We start from the raw sequence: 17953 nt of genomic DNA, 5'->3' as shown, positions 1-17953 counted from the left end.
CTATATTGCATTTCTCCGGATAAACCTTTCGGTACGCGGGCCGTGATGCACGCTTCCATCATTCCTGCGACGTGGTATCGTCGTGATCTTGTCCCACGCAGGGAGATTCTGTCCCAGGGGTTTCGTTTCATCCCAAAGCTGGAGAGGAGTGCTTTGAAACCGGATGTGGAATGTGTTCGCGGTTTCGGGTGGCCTTAACTGCCGTGCCCGCGCATCGACTCCCCATGTCCTCGGCCCGTCGTGCGCTGCTCTGTCATCTCGCAGCCCCACTTCCGACCCCAATCCTGTCCCTGATGGAGGACTTTCGCCGGATGGTGAACCGTGGTATCCGCGAGGCCTTGGAGAAGGATCTCACCGCGAAGGGCGGGATATATGTCGTACTGTCGGTCCAACTGAACGCGCGCGCGCGTGCGTGCGTTCGGTGCCTTCAACTCAGTAAATGCCTACGCAACCTCTTCGCGCAGTCGTCCGGAGTCTACCGGGTTCGATGCCGGCCAACGAACTCGCCGTCCGTGAAATCTCAGAAGGCGTGCACGAGGACGTAGAGAGCGGCTATCACCAAGACCACGCCGATCACGCGGTCCGAAACGTACCGCCAGCCTCCAAAGCCCGTGGCGTCGTCGACTGGGAGAGGCGCCTCCAGGATCTTCCAGCCGCCTCCACCAGCGATCAGGAGCGCCCCGATCGCGGCAAGGATCCGCCCGGCGAGACCGGTATTCGCCACAATGTCCGCGGTGGTAGACGTGCTACCACTGAGTGCCACGAGCGCACCGAGGAAAACGAGCAGGATCCCCCCTCCAACCACCCAGTAGCCGAGAGAGGGGGTTCGGGGAAGCCGGAGGGCCACCGGGCGGGATGGAGTTGTGCCGGGGGAAGGCGAGGGCGATCCTGGAGGCGCAGGATTCCATGAGGGGGAGGGAGGAGGTGAGGGAGCCGCCGGCGCGCCGGTGGCGCCGGCACCCACCGGAGTGCCGCAATGCGCACAGAAGCCGTTCCCCGCGCTCAGGGAGTTTCCGCACTTCGAACAATAGCCCGATCGGATCGGCGCCTGCGAGGAAGGGGTGGAGGCCATGCGACGCGGGACAGGCGCCTTGCTTAATAAACTCTGCATGGGACGAAAGGTTGGGGAGCCACTCGATTGCGCGGCCCCAACCGACCGACGCCAATCCCTGCGGTCATAATCGGGTGCCGGAAGAATTCACCTCGCTTCCGACATGTTTGGTAGACGGTCCATAATCGCTCCAGGACTCCCGCTCCTTCCCACGTTCGTCGGCTCCCGCTCACTTTCCTCAGTAGGACGGCCGGGCGGATCGCGTTCTCCAGCGAATCGTTGCTCCACGGAACCTCGGGCTTCCTCAGGAAGGTGAACAGCATCCCAGCCCCTTTGTAGCAGAGCCGGTCGCCGGGCGATCGGCCGGGCGGGGGACCGGGGCGTAGGCGGGGAAGCGGACGACCCGGTCCGCCCGCGGACGCCGGATGTGGGTTTCCCCTGGAATCCTTTGTGCGTAGGATCGCTCGGCCGCCCCGCGTCTCTATCGGCCGGGCGTCGCGATGTGGGCGGACGGGGCCTCCGAGCCGCTCGATCGACTGACGAGGTAGACCGAGCCGAGCACCATCGCGATCCCGAGGGCTTGGAGCGCCGTTACCGCCTCCCCCAGGAACGCGGCGGAGATCCCGAGGGCGATCAGCGGCACGACGAAAAGATATTGGGAGAACTCAGCGGCCCTCGCGCGCGAGAGCAGAAGATACCAGATCGTGTAGGCGATCCCAATCCCGATCGCCCCCGTCCACAGGATGGCGAAGAGGAACGGCTCGCTCCAGTGGATCGCGTTCGGGCTCTCCGTGAGGAGGGCCCAGACGATGAGAACGGCGCTCGCAGAGAGGAGCTCCCAGGCGTTCACCGTTTCGAGGTGCTCCAGCGGGAAGGTCCGGCGGGCGAGCAGCGACGTGAGCCCCCACAGCGCCGCGGCGACGAGGAGGAGGAGCGCTCCCACGAGCGAACCGGATCCGAGACCGGCGGCGCTGCCGAACGCGACGACCGCCGTCCCGATGAAGCCGAGAGCTCCCGCCGCGAGGAGCATGCGGTCCGGCCTCCGCCCGAACGCGATGACGAACAGGAGGATCCAGAGCGGCACGCTGTTGCCGTACACGCTCGCCTGCCCGGCTCCCACCGTGAGCATCCCGAGGAGCTGGAAGGAGAGAACGATCCCCATGGCCGGGATCCCGAGAAGGAGCGCGTAGGCCGCCTCGCGCGCCGGGAGACGTTTCAGGCGGCCCAGCGACAGGAGCAGCAGCCAGGTCGCTGCGGCGCCGAGGGCGGCTCGGAGGAAGGCGAACCATATCGGAGGAGCGTAGTCCAGTCCGACTTGGAACAACGGATAATTGATGGCCATGACGACCAGCAGAACGGCGAGCGGCAGCTGCATCTCCCGCGGAAGGCCCGCGCTCTTGTCGGAAGCGTTGGTCATCCTTTTCGGGGCCGTCGCCCGGGCTCGGCCCGAGGGCGTCCTCTCGGGCGGGGGAGCTGATCAGGTTCCTGGCGGTCCGGCGGTCGTAGCCTAGGCCGCTTCGGAGACATAAGGAGCCGTACGCCGGTGATCGGCCGACCGCGCGGACCGCAGAGAGGCCACCGGAAGCACCGCACGGGGCGTCCGCGTGCTCCAAGCTACGCACCAACGGTAGCGGAGCGGTCGGCCCGCCTTCGATAGTGTCTTGCCTTCTCACCGATACGGTCGACATGGTTCGGCGCCGGAGATCTGAGAGAGCTCGTGGAGCCCGAGGGCCGTGGACGGGTAGTGCGCCTTCGGCGACCGCGACCGGGGCACGCCGCCGGAGGGGATCCGGCTTGGCCCGGGCTACGGCGCGTCGGTCGGCTTCGACCGCCCATCGGGCGCAATTGGTCCGAGCCTGGGAGGCCCATGTGGCGGCGGAGTTCCAGCAGCACGATGTCGACGCGACGATGCGGACCATGGTCGCGCGACCCCACCTTCTCCACCTCCCCACCTTGACGGGAGGGGAAGGCGCGGCCGAGGTGCGTCGGTTCTACCGTCGACATTTCATCCCGGATCTCCCCCCCGACGTTCGCATCGACCTAATCTCGCGGACCGTCGATCGCGAGCGCCTGGTCGACGAGTTCATCCTGGAGTTCACGCACGATCGGGTGATGGATTTCCTCTTGCCCGGCATCGCCCCGACCGGGAAGAAGGTCAGCCTGCCCACGATCGCCGTCATCGGGATCCACTCGGGGAAGATCGCCTACGAGCACATCTACTGGGACCAAGCGTCCGCCCTGGTCCAGGTGGGAGCCTTGGCTCCGGGGCGGTTGCCGATTGTGGGGGCCGAGGCTTCTCGTCGGCTGCAACGAGCCACGCGGGGAGCCGACCGAGTCGTCGTTCCCCCAGCTTCGGCGCGCGACTGAGGGATCCCTCACTTCGATCGGGAGCGCTTACGGGTTCGCGTCGCTCCGCCGATCTCCTTCGTTCCGGGCGGCCTCGGTGGGCTCGGAGATCCACTCCCCACGTCGGGAGTCGCCGAGCCGGGAACCCCGGCCTCGAGGACGCGGTAGCCGGATCCGCGATCGACGACCTCCACGGAGCCGGGCCAATGTTCTTCGAGCCACGCCTGATAGAACCGGATCCCCTGGCTGCCCTTGCCGACCAGGAACAGGCGGCCCCCGGGTTCGAGGTGCGCGGGAGCCTCGGAGAGGAGCTGGACGATGAGCGCTCGGCCCGCATGGTACGGAGGATTGGTCGCGATCACGTCGAACCGCTCCTCGGGCACGGGTGCGAAGAGCGAGCCGGCGCGCACCTCCGCATTCGTGATCGCGTTGCGTTCGAGGTTGCGCCGAGCGAGAAGGGTCGCGCGCCGGTTCACGTCCGTGAGGATCACATGGCCCTCGCTCGCGGATTTCGCGGCCGCAACCCCCACCGGGCCCCAGCCGCACCCGAGGTCGAGCACCCGATCGCGGGGCCCGACGAGCATGTTCGCGATGAGGAGCTCGGTCCCCCGGTCGAGGCCATGGCCGGCGAACACTCCGGTATCGACCTGGAAGGAGAGCATCTCGCCGCGGTACAGGAACCTCAGCTCCGTGCGATGGGAACGCGCGCGCGGCCGTTCGCTGAAATAGTGTTCGCCCTCGCCCGCGTAGGGATCCTCGACCATCCGCTGCCTCAACGACCGAAGAGGGAGGAGCGTCGGGCGCCGGCGGACGCGTCCCCGAGTGCTTCGTGGAGGAGCTCCTTCTGCCGCCCCGATAGGGACTTGGGGAGTTCGACGTGGACCGTGACGTACAGGTCGCCCCGGGACGTCCTCCCGAATGGAGGGAACCCTTCTCCCCGCAGGCGGAGCGGGCGCTCCGGCTGGGTCCCGGCCGGGATCTTGAGGGACGCCTCGCCCGTGATCGTCCGGACGACCACCTCTCCGCCGAACAGGGCGATCGCGAGCGGAACGGTGGTCTCGGCGTAGGCGTCCGTCCCATCGCGGCGGATGCCGGGCATCGGTTCGAGCTGGATCCGAACGAAGAGATCGCCGGACCCTTCACCGTCGGGGGTTTGCACCCCTTGGCCCGGGACCCGAAGGACCGTGCCGTTCTCCACGCCCGGTGGCACCGTCACCTCGAGGCGACGCACCGCCCGGCGCTGGCCGGTCCCGTGGCACGTGGGGCATTTGTCGATGATCCTGCGTCCCGATCCCCGGCACTTCGGGCAGGGACCTATGGTGATGAACTGGTTGTAGCCCTGGCGTCGGACCTGGCGGACCTGGCCCTGGCCCTTGCACTCCGGGCAGATCTCCAGCGCCGTGCCGTGGCGGGCCCCGGTTCCCCGACAGTCCGGGCACGGACCGATGTGGGGCAGCTCGATCTTCGGGCGGGCGCCGTGCACCGCACTGGCGAGCGGAAGTCGCAGGGCGACCTCGATGTGCTGGGCCACGCTCGGAGCGCGGCCGGTGAAGCCGCTGGAACCTCCAAACATGCTCGCCATGAACTGCTGGAGGAACGGGTTGTTGGCCAGCATGTCCTCTAGATCGCCTTGATGGGTGAAGTTCTGCCAAGTGAACCCGGCGGGGCCGAAATCCTTCTCGACGCCCGGGAATCCCTCCTGGTCGTAGCGCTCGCGCTTCGGGGGGTCCGCGAGCACCTCGTACGCCTCGCTCAGCTCCTTGAACTTCTCCTCCGCCGCTTTGGGATTGTCCCGGTTCATGTCCGGGTGATGCTGGCGGGCGAGGCGCCGGTACGCCGACTTGATCTCGTCGGGGCTCGCCGTGCGGGCGACCCCGAGGACCTCGTAGTAATCGCGCTTCGCCATGCTTGGAAGTAGACCGGGCGCTGCGCGCCTCCGCCTGCCTCATCGACTACGAGCGGCGCTATTTACGCTCTCACGGAAGCGGGGCGACTCGAAACGGCCCTCGTCCAGCGCACCTCGATCGGCATTCCGACGCGGCTCGGGCCTACCGCCGAAGCACGACCTTCCCGCCGGGCGACCTCGACCAGGCCGAAGCTCGACGGCACGGCCCCGAGCGCCCGCCGAGGCAGGTGCTCGTACGTGATCGCCCAGGGCAGCACACGCGCACGCCGACGGCCCCACCGCACCGAGAGCTGCGTGCTCCCCACCGGGATCCAGTCGCTCGGGACGTTTGTGATGAGGTTCCCGAACCGGTCGATGTGCACGATCTCTCCCCGAGCTCCCCCGGGCCGGCGCTCGGCCTGCGGGAGCCGCAGGCGATGGAACCGATGCGGCCGGCCGATCGAGCCCGGAGAGGCTCCGAGGGCCAGGCGGGCGGCCGTCGGCGCGAAGAGGTCCCGCCCATCGAAGGTCGAGCCCACGCGCGGCCCGGATCCGCCCGCGGGCTCGATCCGCCATGCGCGGGCGCCTCTGAGCGCTTCCGCGAGCGGGGCCAGCACGCCGTTATCGGGCCCGACGAGCCAGGAACCGTCGCGGCAGCGGATCACGATCGGGGCGCGTCGACCCCCGACGCCCGGGTCGACGACCGCTACGTGCACCGTGCCCGCGGGGAAGGAGCGCGCCATCGCGCGGAGGAGGAAGGCCGCCTCTCCGATGCGGTGCGCGGACAGGTCGTGCGTCAGATCGATGACATGACCCGGCGGGAGGGCGCGGGCGAGCACGGCTTTCATCTGGGCGGCGTAGGCCGCACCGAGATCGCTCGTCAGCGTAACGAGCGCGGGAGTGCGACGGGCCCTCGAGCGAGGGCGAGGCATCCGCGGGCTCCGCGAGGCGCGCTCAGGACTTCATGATCGCGACCAGGAAGATCCCGATCGCGACGAGCGCCCCGATGATCGCGGCGATGATGACAAGGAACGACTCCCAGATGAGGCTGCCCAGTTGGTGGGTCCCGGCGCTGTAGAAGTAGGCCGCCAAGATCCCGACGACGAGGCCGATCACGACGAGGCCGGCCCCGACCATTCTGCTCCGGCCGCTACCGAAGTACGAGGTGAAGGCACCGGCGAGGATCATGAACAGACCGAAGATCAGCAATAGGATCGTAAGGAACTCCCACCCGCCGACGCTCAACGTCGCCGCCATCAGACTTCCTACCATGTGTATTTCCTCTGTTTCAGAAACGGATGCCCGTGAGGGTCTTGGTATCGATCACGCCCGGCACGGAGCGGATCTGGTCGACGACGAGCTGGCCGAGCGCGTTGAAGTCCTCGGCCTCCACTTTCGCGATCAAATCGTACTCCCCGAACAACGGGTGAAGCTCGACGATCCCCTTCACCCGAAGGAGATCGTTGTAGACATCGTGCTCCTTGGCCGGCGCCGTACTGATGAGCACGAATCCTATCGCCACGTCCCATTCCTCGTCCTGACGGAGCGCCGACATCGACCCACCTAATAAGGCTGTAGCTTCAGGTTCCTCGCCGCCCGGAGACACCCGTATCGAGGGCCGGAGTCCTGCGGGCGCGGAGCGAACTGGCTCGGCTCTCGCATGGAAATGGCCCCCGATGCTCGAGGGCGGCGGGTGCCGTTCCACTGCGGCCGTGGCGACTTAAGTAGGCCCTCCCTCGGCAGGAGCTGCGTCCTCTTCCTAGAATGGCGATCTCGTTGCCTACCTGGCCCTCTCGACTTCTCGCTCGCCCCTGGTTGCTTTCGTTCGTCCCGATCAACGCCGCGACGGCCGGTTTCGGGGTCGTCCTTCCCCTGTTGATCCTGATCCCGCTGCACGGGTCCTGGTCCGCGGTCGCGCTCTCCGCGACCCTGTACAACTCCGCGGTGATCCTATCGAGCGTGCTGTGGGGGCATCTCTCCGATCGCTACCATCTGCGCCGGGCCTTCCTCGCGATCAACTACGGCGGCTTCGCCCTCCTGTACATCGCCCTCACGCAGGTCCAATCGCTCGGCACGCTGTACGCGATCTACGCGGTGATCGGTTTAATCGCGCCGGCCGGGGCGAGCGCGTCGAACCTGCTCCTGCTCGAGAAGTTCCCTGGAAAGGAGCGAGCGAACGCGTACTCCTCCTTTCAGGAGATGTCAATCATCGGTAGCATCGTCGGGCTCCTGATCGGCTTCGTCTGGACGACGGACGCGCTCGCGCTGAGCTCGATCTTGTACGTCCTCGGCGCCCTCGCGGCCGTCTCCGCCGTCTGGATCTGGTTCGGCGTCTCGGAAGGGGCGCGCCCTCACCGCACGTCCGACGTGGCGCTGCACCCGGAGAGCCTCTTTTCGCGCATGCGCCGCGCTTCGGCCACGCACAATGCCTTCCCGTTCTTTCCGGTCCGGCCCCCGATCTCGCCCCGTCCCTTCGAGCGTTTCGGCCGCTGGGCCCGGGAGGAGATCCGCCACGAGCTCCCGCTGATCTTCTTGGCGATGTTCCTGTTCAACCTATCCGCCAACCTGTACAACATCTCGTTCACGCCGTACCTGACTTCGATCGGGATCGCGGCGTCCTCGATCTTCCTCATCAACCTGTCCAACAGCGCGGCCCAGGGCCTCCTCTTTCCATTCACCGGTGCGCTCACGACCCGGATCGGTCCGGATCGGCTCGTTCGCAGCTCAACGTATCTGCGGAGCCTCGGATATCTCGCCACCGCCGCGTTTCCGCTCATTGCCTTCACGGTCCCCGAGGCGCTCGGCGCGAACGTGATCACCTACGGCATTCTCGGCGGGGCGGTTGCGTTCTTCACGATCTCGAGCTCGATGATGCTGTTCCGGGGCCTCCACGATCGAGACGCCGGCCGGCTCCTGGGGGTCAACAGCGCTCTCGGAGGGGTCGCGGCGGTCGCCGGGGCGGGACTCTCGGGGATCATCGCGGTCTTCGGTAGTTTCCAACTTGTCTTCCTGGTGGCGGCCGGCGGGCTGCTCGCATCGCTCCCCATCTGGGCAGCGGCCACGGTCGCGTACGAACGCCGCACCCGGCCGAAGCCGACCGAGACCACCCTCGAGCCGCCGAGCTCGGGAGCCCCGAGCACGGTGGACGGGCTCCGGGCTACCGAAACCGCATAAACCTCCGTCTCCTCGCGCCCACGCTCGTAGGAGGTTGCCGCCGATCATGCCCGAACCGACGGAAGTCCAGAAGGGGCTACAGGATGTCGTCGCGCTGCAGTCGCGCATCTGCTTCATCGACGGACTTCAGGGCCGGCTCATCTACGACGGGTACGACATCCGCGACCTCGCGGTGAACTCGACCTTCGAAGAGGTCGCCTACCTGCTCTGGTACGGGAAGCTCCCAACGCTCGCCCAGCTGGGCGACCTCCACCAGCAGTTCGTTGCGCTCCGCTCGCTTCCGCCGGAGCTCGTCGCGCTCATCGACGCGATGCCGCTCGACAGCTCTCCGATGGATGTGCTCCGCACCGCGGTGAGCGCGCTCGCACTGTTCGAGCCAGGGGAGACAAAGCCCGGACCCACTTCGATCGGCGGGGCCCAGCGGCTGACCGCGGCGCTCCCGACGATCATCGCCCAGTTCCATCGCCGCCGCGCAAAGCTCCCCCCGCTCCGCCCCCGACCGGAGCTCTCGCACGCGGCCTACCTCCTCTACGCCATTCTCGACCGCGACCCCTCCCCGCTCGATGCGCGGGTGATGGACGTCGCCTTCATCCTCCATGCCGACCACGAACTGAACGCATCGACCTTCGCCGCTCGCGTGACGGCATCGACCCTGAGCGATCTCTACAGCGCGATCACCAGCGCGATCGGCACGCTCAAGGGACCGCTCCACGGCGGTGCCAACGAGCGCGTCATGGAGCTGCTCGATGAGATGCAGAGCGTCGACCGAGTCGAGAGTGTCGTCCAGGCGAAGCTCGCTGCTCACGAACGGATCATGGGCTTCGGGCACCGGGTCTACAAGGTCGAAGACCCGCGCGCGACCATCCTGCGCGAGTGGTCCCGCCGCGTCGGAGAGGAGCGCAAGAACCTGCGCTACTACGAGCTCCTGCGCAAATTGGAGGAGGTCGTCCACCGGGAGAAGGGACTCTACCCGAACGTCGACCTATACTCGGGCTCGGTCTACTCGCTCATCGGGATCCCGCACGATCTCTTCACGCCGCTCTTCGCGGCGAGCCGGATCGCCGGTTGGACCGCGCACGTCCTCGAAGAGTACACCGATCTGCGGCTCATCCGGCCGACCGCGGCCTACGTCGGCCCGACCGACCTGAAGTACTCGCCGATCGCCGGCCGTGCGTGAGCCGGCGCGCGCGCGTGTCCTGTACCCGATCGACGCTCATCAACGGGTAGACGAGGTCCGGCCGCCACTCGAGGCGCGCCGTCACCACGAGATCGCCGTCGGCGAGCTCGAGCCGGACGTGGATCATCTCGGCGACAAGGTAGCGATACGCAAATCGGCCCCGTCCGGTGGGGCGGCCGCGCTCGGGATCGATGCGGACGCGGACCGAGCGCACGTAGGGCTGCAGCCCCACCGCCTGCTCGATCGCGTGCGCGAGCGAGCGGGCGGTTCGCCCGTCCACGGGCGTCCCGAGGTACTGGTGGAAGAGCCCTCCGAGCTTGATGCCGGCCTCGAAGAGCAAGGCCTCCCGCCGGGTGAGGTGGGCACGATGGATCGAGCGGGCTCGGGACATCGTTTCTCACCCCTTCGAGGAAGGGCCGATCGACCGCTTCACTGTGAACGGCCCCAGGAAGTAGTATAGGAAAAGGCCGGCGGCCATCGCGTAGCTCATCGCGGAGGCGAACAGGTAGAGCGGCGTGCCCCCGTCGGGCCGGAACTGGATCGGGACGAGCGCGAGCGCGGCGACGATCGCGGTGAAGGCCATCGCCGGGCGCAGCGTAGAGCCTCGTCGGATCTTCGGGTACATCACCGGGAGCACCATCGCGAGCGACACGAGCCCGACCGCGATGAGGAACGGCAGCGGTGCGACCCCGAGGAACCCGGGAAGGTACCACCACAGCGAGAACAGCACGATCGCGAGCGCGGTCTGCGGGGTGGGCACACCGACGAAGTCGTGGTGCTGGAAGCCGCGCACCGTGAAGTAGCAGAGCCGGGCGACCGCGAGGATCGCCACCGCAGCGGCGAGGGCGAAGGTCGCGAGCCCGATCGTGGCCCACGGGGACCCCTGGCCGGCGTGCCACCCGACGAGGAATGCGGGCGCGATCCCGAAGGTCACGGCGTCCGCGACGGAGTCCGCGATCCGGCCGAACCAACCGCCGGGGGTATGGCTGCGCCGTGCGAGGAGTCCGTCCATCCCATCGAACGCGACCCCGAGCGCGATCAGGAGCATCGCGAAGTACGGGTTGGCGAGCACGATGTACGCGATCGCTCCGATGCCCAGGAGCAGGTTGCCCAGGGTCGCCACGTTCGCCGCCGCGCGCCAGTGGTCCGTCACCCGATCACCTGAGCGATGGTGGAAGCACCCGCTCGAACGGTCTCGCCTACCTCGACGCTCGGCAGGGCCCGGTCCGCCGGCACCAGCACGTCCACCCGCGAGCCGAGGACGATCATCCCGAGTCGACTCCCCTTCGGGCGCTCCGCACCGACCTCGACCAGTGAGACGAGCCGGCGGGCGACGAGCCCCGTCATCTGGACGACCTCCACGGTACCGATCGCCGTGGCGAGAACGTAGGAACGCTGGAGATTGTGCGCCGCGTCCACCCGGTAGGCCGGCCGGAAGCCTTCGCCGCTCGTAGTGACCGACTCGACCCGGCCGTCCACGGGAAACCGGTTGACGTGGACGTTCGTCACGTTCATGAACACGGAGATCCGCCAGCGCGCGCCCTCTCGAACCACCTCGCGCACGCGTCCGTCCGCCGCGGATACGATCCCCTCCCCGGCCACTCGGTCGGGGTCACGCAGGAACACGGCGAAGAAGATCCAGCCCGCCGCGACCGCGGCGAGGAGGACCCAAAGGGGCCCCCACGCGATGAGCGCGACGAGCGCGCCGAGGATGACGACCGCGATCAGGCTCGCGCCGAGATACCGGCTCGCCCCCGGGGCGAACACGTTCGGATCAACTCGTCAGGACGATCTCGATGTTGACGCCGTCGGGGACTTGGATGCGCATCACCTGGCGGAGCGCACGCTCGTCGGCGTCGATATCGATCAGGCGCTTGTGGATCCGCATCTCCCAGTGGTCGATAGTGCTCGACCCGCCGCCGTCGGGGCCCTTGCGGACGGGAACGCGCAGCTTCTTCGTCGGAAGCGGGATCGGCCCGGCGATCTTCACACCGGTCTTCTGGCCGATCTCACGGATCTGCTTGCAGATCTGGTCGACCTTCTGGGCGTCGCGGCCCGTGAGCGAGATCCGGGCCTTCTGCACCATGAGATCCGTTCTTGCTCGGGCCGAGGCGACGGTCGCCTTAGCCCTCGCGCTTCTTGACGTCCACGACGACACCGGCGGCGACCGTCTGGCCCATGTCCCGCACGGCGAAGCGGCCGAGCTGGGGGAATTCCTTGTACTTCTCCAGCACGAGCGGGCGCTTCGGAGTGATGCGAACGAGCGCGGCGTCCCCGGTCTTGAGCGTCGCGGGGTTCTCTTCGGCGGTCTGGCCCGTCTTCGGGTCGAGGCGCTTCAACAGCTCGGTGAACTCGCAGGCGACCTGCGCCGTATGCGCGTGGAAGACCGGTGCGTAGCCCGCGGTGATGACGCTCGGGTGGTTGAGGACCTGGATGTTCGCGGTGAAGCTCTCCACGACTGTCGGAGGCGCGGAGGCCGGCCCGGCGACGTCACCGCGGCGGATGTCGTTCTTATCGATCCCGCGCACGTTGAACCCGACGTTGTCCCCGGGTTCAGCGATCTGGACCGCTTCGTGGTGCATCTCGATCGTCTTCACTTCGCCGGTCTTGCCGCTCGGCATGAAGGTGATCTTCTCGCCGACCTTGAGGCGCCCGGTCTCGACCCGGCCGACGGGCACGGTGCCGATCCCCGTGATGGTGTAGACGTCCTGGACGGGAAGGCGCAGCGGCTTGTCGGTGGGCTTCGCCGGCACGACGAGGCTGTCGAGCGCCTGGAGTAGGAACGGGCCCTTGAACCAGGCCATGTTCGGGCTCGCCTTGATGATGTTGTCGTCCTTGAAGGCGGAGATCGGGAGGAAGACGACCTGCGTGTCCACCTTGAACCCGACGTTCTTCAGGAGCTTCGTCAGCTCCTCCTTCACGGCGTTGTACTTGGCCTCGGAGTAGGCGACCTCTTGCCGGTCCATCTTGTTGATCGCGCAGATGAGCTGCGAGACGCCGAGCGTCCGGGACAGGAAGATGTGCTCCCGCGTTTGCTCCTGGATCCCTTCGGCGGCGGAGACGACCAGGACCGCGGCGTCGGCCTGGCTGGTCCCCGTGATCATGTTCTTGACGAAGTCCCGGTGACCGGGCGCGTCAATGATGGTGAAGTAGTACTTCTGACTGTCAAAGCGGCGGTGGGCGATATCGATCGTGACCCCACGCTCGCGCTCCTCCTTGAGGTCGTCCATGACCCAGGCGAACTCGAACGTCGCCTTGCCCTTCGCCTCGGCCTCGGCCCGGAACTTGTCGATCTCTTCCTGCCGGATGACACCGGTGTCGAGCAGAAGTCGACCGACGGTGGTCGACTTACCGTGGTCCACGTGTCCGATAAAGACGATGTTGAGGTGGGGCTTGTTCGCCATTTCCTGAGGGCTCCGGCGGCGGCCACATGGCGCCACTATTTATGAGTTGTCACGCCGCGCCCCCTGTCGTGCGGCGTCCCGGTCGCGGCGTGCGGGAACGGTTGGCGCTGGGTCGATCTGGAGTTCGGACGGAGGAGTTGGACGGCCCATTCTTCGGCCTCGACTCACGAAAGTCACGGCTTCCCTTCGGTCTCCGGGGAAGAGGATTACTGCGCCGGGACGGGGCGAACACTCCCGGGAGTGCGTCATGCCTTCAGCAGTCCCGGCCGGGGATCTGGACGCGACGGGTCCGGCCCGGTGGGAGATGGCACCGTAAGTTTATTTACGTTGCAGGCATGTGCCGAAGGATGTCGAACTCGATCGGCCCCGGCGGTCTCTCGGGATGCTTCCGCTGCGCCTGCGTCTGGGTGCCGAGGGAGGTTGAACCGAGGCTGTGCCCCCGGTGCAAGTCCCGCCTGTGGGATGCTCCGGTCATTCGACCGGTCCGGCGCGGGACCGGCCTCGGGGTCGACGATATCATCAAGCCCAAACGCGAAGAGATGTCGAAGGTGCTCACTCGGCACAAGGCGCGGAATCCGAAGGTGTTCGGATCGATCGCCCGAGGGGAAGGGACCAAGGACAGCGACCTCGATCTGCTCGTCGAATTCGACGCGAGCGCGTCTGCGTTCGACCAGGTGGCGCTGATCAACGATCTCGAGGATGTGTTCGGCCGAAGAGTCGACATCGCAGAGCCCGGCGGGCTCCATTGGCTCATCCGTCCGCAGATCCTCTTCGAAGCGGTGTCGGTATGACCCGGCACCCGCGCGACGATGCTCTTCGGCTCTCCGACATCGTCGCGGCGACCCGCCTGATCGCTTCCTACATCGTCGGCGGCGAGGAAAAGTTCCTCGGCTCTACGATGGCTCAGGACGCGGTGATTCGCGAGTTGGAAGTGATCGGAGAGGCGGCCGGGAATGTTTCCTCGCGTGTCCAAGGGAGTCATCCGGAGGTGCCTTGGAGAGCGATGCGCGGCTTCGCCTCCTTCTCGAAGCATGAGTACTGGAGAGTCGAGCCGCGGCGTGTTTGGAACGCTGCGGTCGAGTGCGAATCGATCGGAACGGCAATCGCCCGAATCCGCACGGACTAGCGGGGATCGACTCGTACAGGCGTACTAAATCGACCCGCCGCCATACCGCATCTAGGAATGAATGACGGATCGAAGCGCGGCGTCCAAGCCGGAGTCCACCCCAGGGGCCGGAGCGGAACGCAGCGCGTCCGATCGCCCTGGGCCATCCCGTCCGGCCCCCACGATCCGATGGCCGGCGGCGTGGTCGAGCCGGCCGAGGTCGGCATGGCTCCAACGACTCCCCGGCCGTCGGATCCGTCTCGCGGGCTTGCTCTCGGCTTCACGGCGTGGGCTTCGTCCCGCCGCGGCGGTCTATGACGTTGGAGGCGGAACCGGATACCCGTTGCAACTCTTCCTCGCCGGGGACCGCGAGAGCCATGGCCGGACCTACGTTCTGGCGGAACCGCAGAGAGGAATGCTCGTTCGTGCCCGTCGGGAACCGCCGTCCCGGGGCACGGAGGAGATCGGGCGAGTTCAGGCGGACGGGGTCGCGCTCCCGTTCCGGGACGCTTCCGCGGACCTCGTCCTGTCGCTGGGAGTCCTGTGCTGCACGGCACCCGCGGCCGTCCCGCGCGCGATCCGCGAGATCGAGCGCGTGCTCCGCCCGGGCGGTCGGCTCGCCTTCGCCGTGCCGCGCCGCCACATCGCGCTCCTCGAGCCGCTCCTCCTCGCCCAGGGACTGGAGCCCATCGAGCGGTTCGGGCGGAATCGGATCCTGTTCAAGAAAGGCTAAACCGCTCCACCGCTTCCCTCGGCTGGGGCCCCGGTCTCTCCGCGGGATGCCTCGTCGGAGTGGGATCGAATTGTCCGCGAGGCCGCCGAAGCCAGTGTCCGCGAGTCGGACCCACACCGTTCGGCTCATGCTGCCCGTCGAAGCGAACAACCTGGGCAGCGTCTTCGGGGGGATTATCCTCGCGGAGATCGATCGGGTCGCCTACATCACGGCGAGCCGACATGCCTTTGCCCCGTGCCTCACGGCCTCGTTCGACCGGGTCGACTTCATCGCCCCGGTCCACGTCGGGGACATCGTTCAGCTCGATGCCCAGGTCACGTTCGTCCGCCGCACCTCCATGGAGATCTGGATCCAGGTCTCCGCCGAGCGCATCGACGCGGAACGAGCTCAGCTCGTCGGGAACGCTTTCGTGACCATGGTGGCGATCGACTCGAGCGGCCGCCCGATCCCGGTCCCGGAGCTTGTGTTGACCACGGAGGAGGAGCGCGTTCGTTTCGAGGAGGGCCGACGGCGGATGGACGAGCGGCGAAAGACCCGGGCAGGACCCAGTAAAAAGGAGTGAAACCGATGTTGTGTGAAATGTGCGGGACGGAAGTGGAGTCGACGAGTCGCATCAAGATCGAGCGATCGGTGCTGCAGCTGTGCCCGAACTGCGCGAAGTTCGGGACCCCGGTCGATCCCCCTCCCGCGGCCGCCGCTCCCTCCTCGGTCCCGAGCCGGATCCGCGTCGGACCTGTCCGGCCCTCGGCATCGCGGCGGTTCGAGGAGCGGGACGTCTACCTCGAGATGCCCGAGATGGAGCTGGCCCCGGACTGGTTCCAGCGCATCCGCATCGCGCGCGAGCACCGCGCGTGGACCCCGGAGGATTTCGGCAAGAAGCTCAACGAGAAGAAATCGGTCGTCCTCAAGATCGAGTCGGGGAGCTTCCGCCCTCCGGACGCGCTGATCCGCAAGATCGAGCACCAGCTCGGGATCCGCTTGCGGGCCGACCCCGAAGCGAACCCCACGGCGTGAGCCCGGGAAGAGCTTACCGCGACTTCCCGCGCCCGCGGGAGGCCTTGGGCGCGAAGAGCGCCCACTCCAGCAGCGCCTTCTGGGCGTGCAGGCGGTTCTCCGCCTGGTCCCAGACGGCGGCGCGGGGGCCATCCATCACCTCATCGGTGATCTCGAGCCCGCGATGGGCCGGCAGATCGTGCAGTACGAATGCGTCCGGGTGGGCGCGGCGGAGGAGCGCGTCGTTGACCTGGTAGCCTTGGAAGGCGGCGGTACGTGCGGCCGTCTCCGCTTCCTCTCCCATCGAAACCCACACGTCGGTGTACACGGCATCCGCACCGCGGACGGCCTCCTCGATGGAATCGGTCAACGTGATCGAACTGTGGTGAGCGCGCGCGAGCGTCTGGGCGTGCTGCACGATCCCGGCGTTCGGGCCGTACCCGTTGGGGCTTGCCGCTGAGACGTCCAACCCGACGGCGGCGGCGCCGAGCAGGAGCGAGTTGAGGACGTTGTTGCCGTCCCCGATGTACGCGAGACGGCGACCGGAGAACTTTCCCTTCCAGCGTTCGTACATCGTGAGCAGGTCCGCCGCGATCTGACAGGGATGCTCGAGGTCATCGAGCGCGTTGATCACCGGCACCGAGGCCCACTTCGCGAGCTCGACCTCGTCGGCATGGTGGAACGCCCGGTAGACGATCCCGTCGACGTAGCGGGAGAGGACGCGCGCGGTGTCCGCGATGGTCTCCCCTCGACCCAACTGGAGATCGTGAGCGGAAAGATACATCGGTGCGCCTCCCAAGTCGCGGACCCCCACCTCGAAGCTGGTGCGGGTTCGAGTCGACGGTTTCTCAAAGACCAGGGCGAGCGTGCGGTCGCGAAGGGTCCGCGGCCGCCGCCCCCGTTGCCGGTCGCGCTTGAGGGCGAGCGCCCTGCGCAGGAGGCGGTCGACGTCGGGGGCATAGTCCATGACCGAGAGGATGTCGCGTCCTACGCTGCGGGTCGGCATGATCGCGGCACGTGGGTACTAGGTAATGGGGTTGGCTCTCGAACGCCGTTCGCGAGTTCTGGGGAGCCTCAATCGAGGGGATAAGGGACGTCCATCTGTTATCGGTTAAGCTCGACCGCGTTACAACGTAAAGGTCTGGCCGTTCCTGTCGGAGGGCGGGGCACTCCCCGCCAAGCGGGCACGGACCCCGGAGCCCCCACCGTCAGCGGCCCGTATCCCTCGGGGCAGGGGCCGGACCGTGGTCACGCTGCAGTGCGTCATGGCCCCACCGAGCCTTAACCGATAACGCACGGAGCGGCCCCAGGGACCTGGAAGTGGCGGACCCGAAGGAGCCGTCCTGCACCAGGAGGCGTTCCCTACTGACCATTCACTGCGCCGTAGCCGTTGGGAGTTGCGAGGGCGAAGAATGTGTGCACTCCACCCGACGTTCCCTGGTCCATGACTACTTCGTAGTTGTTCCAGATAGTGTAACCTCCAGGAAGCCAGTATGGACTGCTTTCAGCAGCAGAGCCCACCCAGATGATCTTGTAGTGCCATACGCCACCGTCTCCACCTGGCACCGCGCCGTTCCAGTCGTTGGATACCCAGGCACCAAGGCAGTATGTGGCGCTATCGTAGCCGTTAGCATTGCAATTATTCCACTGCGCGTTCCATTTCATGGTTAGGATGTCATTTACGGAAGCACCAAGGTAGGCGTCGCAACCGGTCCACGTTGGATCGGTCTGCGTACACCACAGCGCACCCGTACCGACAAAGAGGTTTGCGTTGTAGTTGTACCCTGACGGGCCAGCCGCGATCGCGCTTCCTGCAATCAGAGACACCGTTGCCAGCAGTGCTACCGCTGCTATTGCCCCGGATAGAAGTTTTCGCTTCATTTCATCCCTGCCGTGACCATAAAGATGTGAGCGTATATAAACCGCGAAGCTGACGGGGGCGGGTCTGGAGTACGGAAATTAGTTCCGACCCCCCTCCTCGCCCCGACTCCCGACCAGCTCCAGTGGGCCCGAGCCCGCGCCCAGGCCCTGCGTTACCGCCAGCACCTCCCTCTACCTCCTCCCCCACCCCGAGCTCCCTCGCCC

General features: G+C 67.0%; 22 protein-coding genes. 8 read left to right on the top strand and 14 right to left on the bottom strand.

What is annotated here, in order from left to right; translation table 11 throughout:
• Positions 1 to 520: 520 nt before the first annotated feature.
• Complete coding sequence (locus tag VMV28_00595) at positions 521 to 847, bottom strand: hypothetical protein (GenBank protein ID HUZ79113.1); 327 nt, start codon at positions 845 to 847, stop codon at positions 521 to 523.
• Positions 848 to 1532: 685 nt separating this feature from the next.
• A complete protein-coding gene (locus VMV28_00590; protein ID HUZ79112.1) occupies positions 1533 to 2468 on the bottom strand; it encodes a DMT family transporter in 936 nt (311 codons plus the stop codon).
• A 377-nt stretch (positions 2469 to 2845) separates the two neighbouring features.
• Here VMV28_00590 and VMV28_00585 point away from each other — a divergent pair, with 377 nt between their 5' ends.
• The gene (locus tag VMV28_00585; GenBank protein HUZ79111.1) at positions 2846 to 3418 is read left to right on the top strand and encodes a nuclear transport factor 2 family protein; all 573 of its coding nucleotides are present in this window, start codon (positions 2846 to 2848) and stop codon (positions 3416 to 3418) included.
• A gap of 8 nt (positions 3419 to 3426) precedes the next feature.
• On the opposite strand, the gene VMV28_00580 is transcribed toward VMV28_00585, so the two are convergent.
• The 5 genes from VMV28_00580 to VMV28_00560 form a co-directional block, all read right to left on the bottom strand.
• Positions 3427 to 4161, bottom strand: a complete 735-nt coding sequence (locus tag VMV28_00580) for a methyltransferase (protein ID HUZ79110.1) — start codon at positions 4159 to 4161, stop codon at positions 3427 to 3429.
• An 8-nt stretch (positions 4162 to 4169) separates the two neighbouring features.
• Positions 4170 to 5303, bottom strand: a complete 1134-nt coding sequence (locus tag VMV28_00575) for a J domain-containing protein (protein HUZ79109.1) — start codon at positions 5301 to 5303, stop codon at positions 4170 to 4172.
• 62 nt (positions 5304 to 5365) lie between these two features.
• Positions 5366 to 6214, bottom strand: a complete 849-nt coding sequence (locus VMV28_00570) for an SAM-dependent chlorinase/fluorinase (GenBank protein HUZ79108.1) — start codon at positions 6212 to 6214, stop codon at positions 5366 to 5368.
• 22 nt (positions 6215 to 6236) lie between these two features.
• Entirely contained in the window at positions 6237 to 6539 is a 303-nt protein-coding gene (locus VMV28_00565; protein HUZ79107.1) for a hypothetical protein, read from the bottom strand.
• Positions 6540 to 6570: 31 nt separating this feature from the next.
• A complete protein-coding gene (locus VMV28_00560; protein HUZ79106.1) occupies positions 6571 to 6804 on the bottom strand; it encodes an Lrp/AsnC ligand binding domain-containing protein in 234 nt (77 codons plus the stop codon).
• Between the two features lie 254 nt (positions 6805 to 7058).
• Between VMV28_00560 and VMV28_00555 the strand changes: the two genes are divergently transcribed.
• Entirely contained in the window at positions 7059 to 8456 is a 1398-nt protein-coding gene (locus VMV28_00555; GenBank protein HUZ79105.1) for an MFS transporter, read from the top strand.
• Positions 8457 to 8502: 46 nt separating this feature from the next.
• On the top strand, positions 8503 to 9633 hold the full coding sequence (locus tag VMV28_00550) for a citrate/2-methylcitrate synthase (protein HUZ79104.1): 1131 nt from the start codon (positions 8503 to 8505) through the stop codon (positions 9631 to 9633).
• Here the strand turns inward: VMV28_00550 and VMV28_00545 are convergent.
• From VMV28_00545 to tuf, 5 genes are read right to left on the bottom strand one after another with little or no spacing between them, the layout of a single operon-like run.
• A complete protein-coding gene (locus tag VMV28_00545; GenBank protein ID HUZ79103.1) occupies positions 9563 to 10024 on the bottom strand; it encodes a dihydroneopterin aldolase family protein in 462 nt (153 codons plus the stop codon). The genes VMV28_00550 and VMV28_00545 overlap by 71 nt on opposite strands.
• 6 nt (positions 10025 to 10030) lie before the next feature.
• Positions 10031 to 10786: a CDP-alcohol phosphatidyltransferase family protein gene (locus tag VMV28_00540; GenBank protein ID HUZ79102.1), complete on the bottom strand. Its 756-nt coding sequence runs from the start codon at positions 10784 to 10786 to the stop codon at positions 10031 to 10033.
• Positions 10783 to 11400: a photosystem II reaction center protein T gene (locus VMV28_00535; protein HUZ79101.1), complete on the bottom strand. Its 618-nt coding sequence runs from the start codon at positions 11398 to 11400 to the stop codon at positions 10783 to 10785. The genes VMV28_00540 and VMV28_00535 overlap by 4 nt, the downstream gene beginning before the upstream one ends.
• Before the next feature lie 7 nt (positions 11401 to 11407).
• A complete protein-coding gene (gene rpsJ / locus VMV28_00530) occupies positions 11408 to 11716 on the bottom strand; it encodes a 30S ribosomal protein S10 (GenBank protein ID HUZ79100.1) in 309 nt (102 codons plus the stop codon).
• A gap of 40 nt (positions 11717 to 11756) precedes the next feature.
• Complete coding sequence (tuf, locus tag VMV28_00525; protein ID HUZ79099.1) at positions 11757 to 13037, bottom strand: translation elongation factor EF-1 subunit alpha; 1281 nt, start codon at positions 13035 to 13037, stop codon at positions 11757 to 11759.
• A 347-nt stretch (positions 13038 to 13384) separates the two neighbouring features.
• On the opposite strand from tuf, the gene VMV28_00520 reads away from it, so the two are divergent.
• The 5 genes from VMV28_00520 (at position 13385) to VMV28_00500 (ending at position 15889) form a co-directional block, all read left to right on the top strand.
• The gene (locus VMV28_00520) at positions 13385 to 13828 is read left to right on the top strand and encodes a nucleotidyltransferase family protein (GenBank protein HUZ79098.1); all 444 of its coding nucleotides are present in this window, start codon (positions 13385 to 13387) and stop codon (positions 13826 to 13828) included.
• Positions 13825 to 14163 (top strand): HepT-like ribonuclease domain-containing protein, encoded by a 339-nt coding sequence (locus VMV28_00515; protein HUZ79097.1) that lies wholly within the window; start codon positions 13825 to 13827, stop codon positions 14161 to 14163. The genes VMV28_00520 and VMV28_00515 overlap by 4 nt, the downstream gene beginning before the upstream one ends.
• 61 nt (positions 14164 to 14224) lie before the next feature.
• The gene (locus tag VMV28_00510; protein ID HUZ79096.1) at positions 14225 to 14875 is read left to right on the top strand and encodes a class I SAM-dependent methyltransferase; all 651 of its coding nucleotides are present in this window, start codon (positions 14225 to 14227) and stop codon (positions 14873 to 14875) included.
• 94 nt (positions 14876 to 14969) lie between these two features.
• Positions 14970 to 15437, top strand: a complete 468-nt coding sequence (locus tag VMV28_00505) for an acyl-CoA thioesterase (protein ID HUZ79095.1) — start codon at positions 14970 to 14972, stop codon at positions 15435 to 15437.
• A 5-nt stretch (positions 15438 to 15442) separates the two neighbouring features.
• Positions 15443 to 15889: a multiprotein-bridging factor 1 family protein gene (locus VMV28_00500; protein HUZ79094.1), complete on the top strand. Its 447-nt coding sequence runs from the start codon at positions 15443 to 15445 to the stop codon at positions 15887 to 15889.
• 13 nt (positions 15890 to 15902) lie between these two features.
• On the opposite strand, the gene argF is transcribed toward VMV28_00500, so the two are convergent.
• On the bottom strand, positions 15903 to 16874 hold the full coding sequence (gene argF, locus VMV28_00495; GenBank protein ID HUZ79093.1) for an ornithine carbamoyltransferase: 972 nt from the start codon (positions 16872 to 16874) through the stop codon (positions 15903 to 15905).
• A 356-nt stretch (positions 16875 to 17230) separates the two neighbouring features.
• A complete protein-coding gene (locus tag VMV28_00490; GenBank protein ID HUZ79092.1) occupies positions 17231 to 17749 on the bottom strand; it encodes a hypothetical protein in 519 nt (172 codons plus the stop codon).
• Positions 17750 to 17953: the final 204 nt, after the last annotated feature.

The sequence above is a fragment of the Thermoplasmata archaeon genome, assembly GCA_035532555.1.
GTDB lineage: Archaea > Thermoplasmatota > Thermoplasmata > Lutacidiplasmatales > UBA184 > Lutacidiplasma.
The sequence above is the reverse complement of the archived record's forward strand: the minus strand, read 5'-3'. Positions and strand labels throughout refer to the sequence as shown.

Coding starts and splice junctions, on each gene's coding strand:
- VMV28_00590 (HUZ79112.1), bottom strand. CDS start 2,468: ATGACCAACGCTTCCGACAAGAGCGCGGGCCTTCCGCGGGAGATGCAG.
- VMV28_00580 (HUZ79110.1), bottom strand. CDS start 4,161: ATGGTCGAGGATCCCTACGCGGGCGAGGGCGAACACTATTTCAGCGAA.
- VMV28_00575 (HUZ79109.1), bottom strand. CDS start 5,303: ATGGCGAAGCGCGATTACTACGAGGTCCTCGGGGTCGCCCGCACGGCG.
- VMV28_00570 (HUZ79108.1), bottom strand. CDS start 6,214: ATGCCTCGCCCTCGCTCGAGGGCCCGTCGCACTCCCGCGCTCGTTACG.
- VMV28_00565 (HUZ79107.1), bottom strand. CDS start 6,539: ATGGCGGCGACGTTGAGCGTCGGCGGGTGGGAGTTCCTTACGATCCTA.
- VMV28_00550 (HUZ79104.1), top strand. CDS start 8,503: ATGCCCGAACCGACGGAAGTCCAGAAGGGGCTACAGGATGTCGTCGCG.
- VMV28_00545 (HUZ79103.1), bottom strand. CDS start 10,024: ATGTCCCGAGCCCGCTCGATCCATCGTGCCCACCTCACCCGGCGGGAG.
- tuf (HUZ79099.1), bottom strand. CDS start 13,037: ATGGCGAACAAGCCCCACCTCAACATCGTCTTTATCGGACACGTGGAC.
- VMV28_00520 (HUZ79098.1), top strand. CDS start 13,385: ATGTCGAACTCGATCGGCCCCGGCGGTCTCTCGGGATGCTTCCGCTGC.
- VMV28_00515 (HUZ79097.1), top strand. CDS start 13,825: ATGACCCGGCACCCGCGCGACGATGCTCTTCGGCTCTCCGACATCGTC.
- VMV28_00510 (HUZ79096.1), top strand. CDS start 14,225: ATGACGGATCGAAGCGCGGCGTCCAAGCCGGAGTCCACCCCAGGGGCC.
- VMV28_00500 (HUZ79094.1), top strand. CDS start 15,443: ATGTTGTGTGAAATGTGCGGGACGGAAGTGGAGTCGACGAGTCGCATC.
- argF (HUZ79093.1), bottom strand. CDS start 16,874: ATGCCGACCCGCAGCGTAGGACGCGACATCCTCTCGGTCATGGACTAT.
- VMV28_00490 (HUZ79092.1), bottom strand. CDS start 17,749: ATGAAGCGAAAACTTCTATCCGGGGCAATAGCAGCGGTAGCACTGCTG.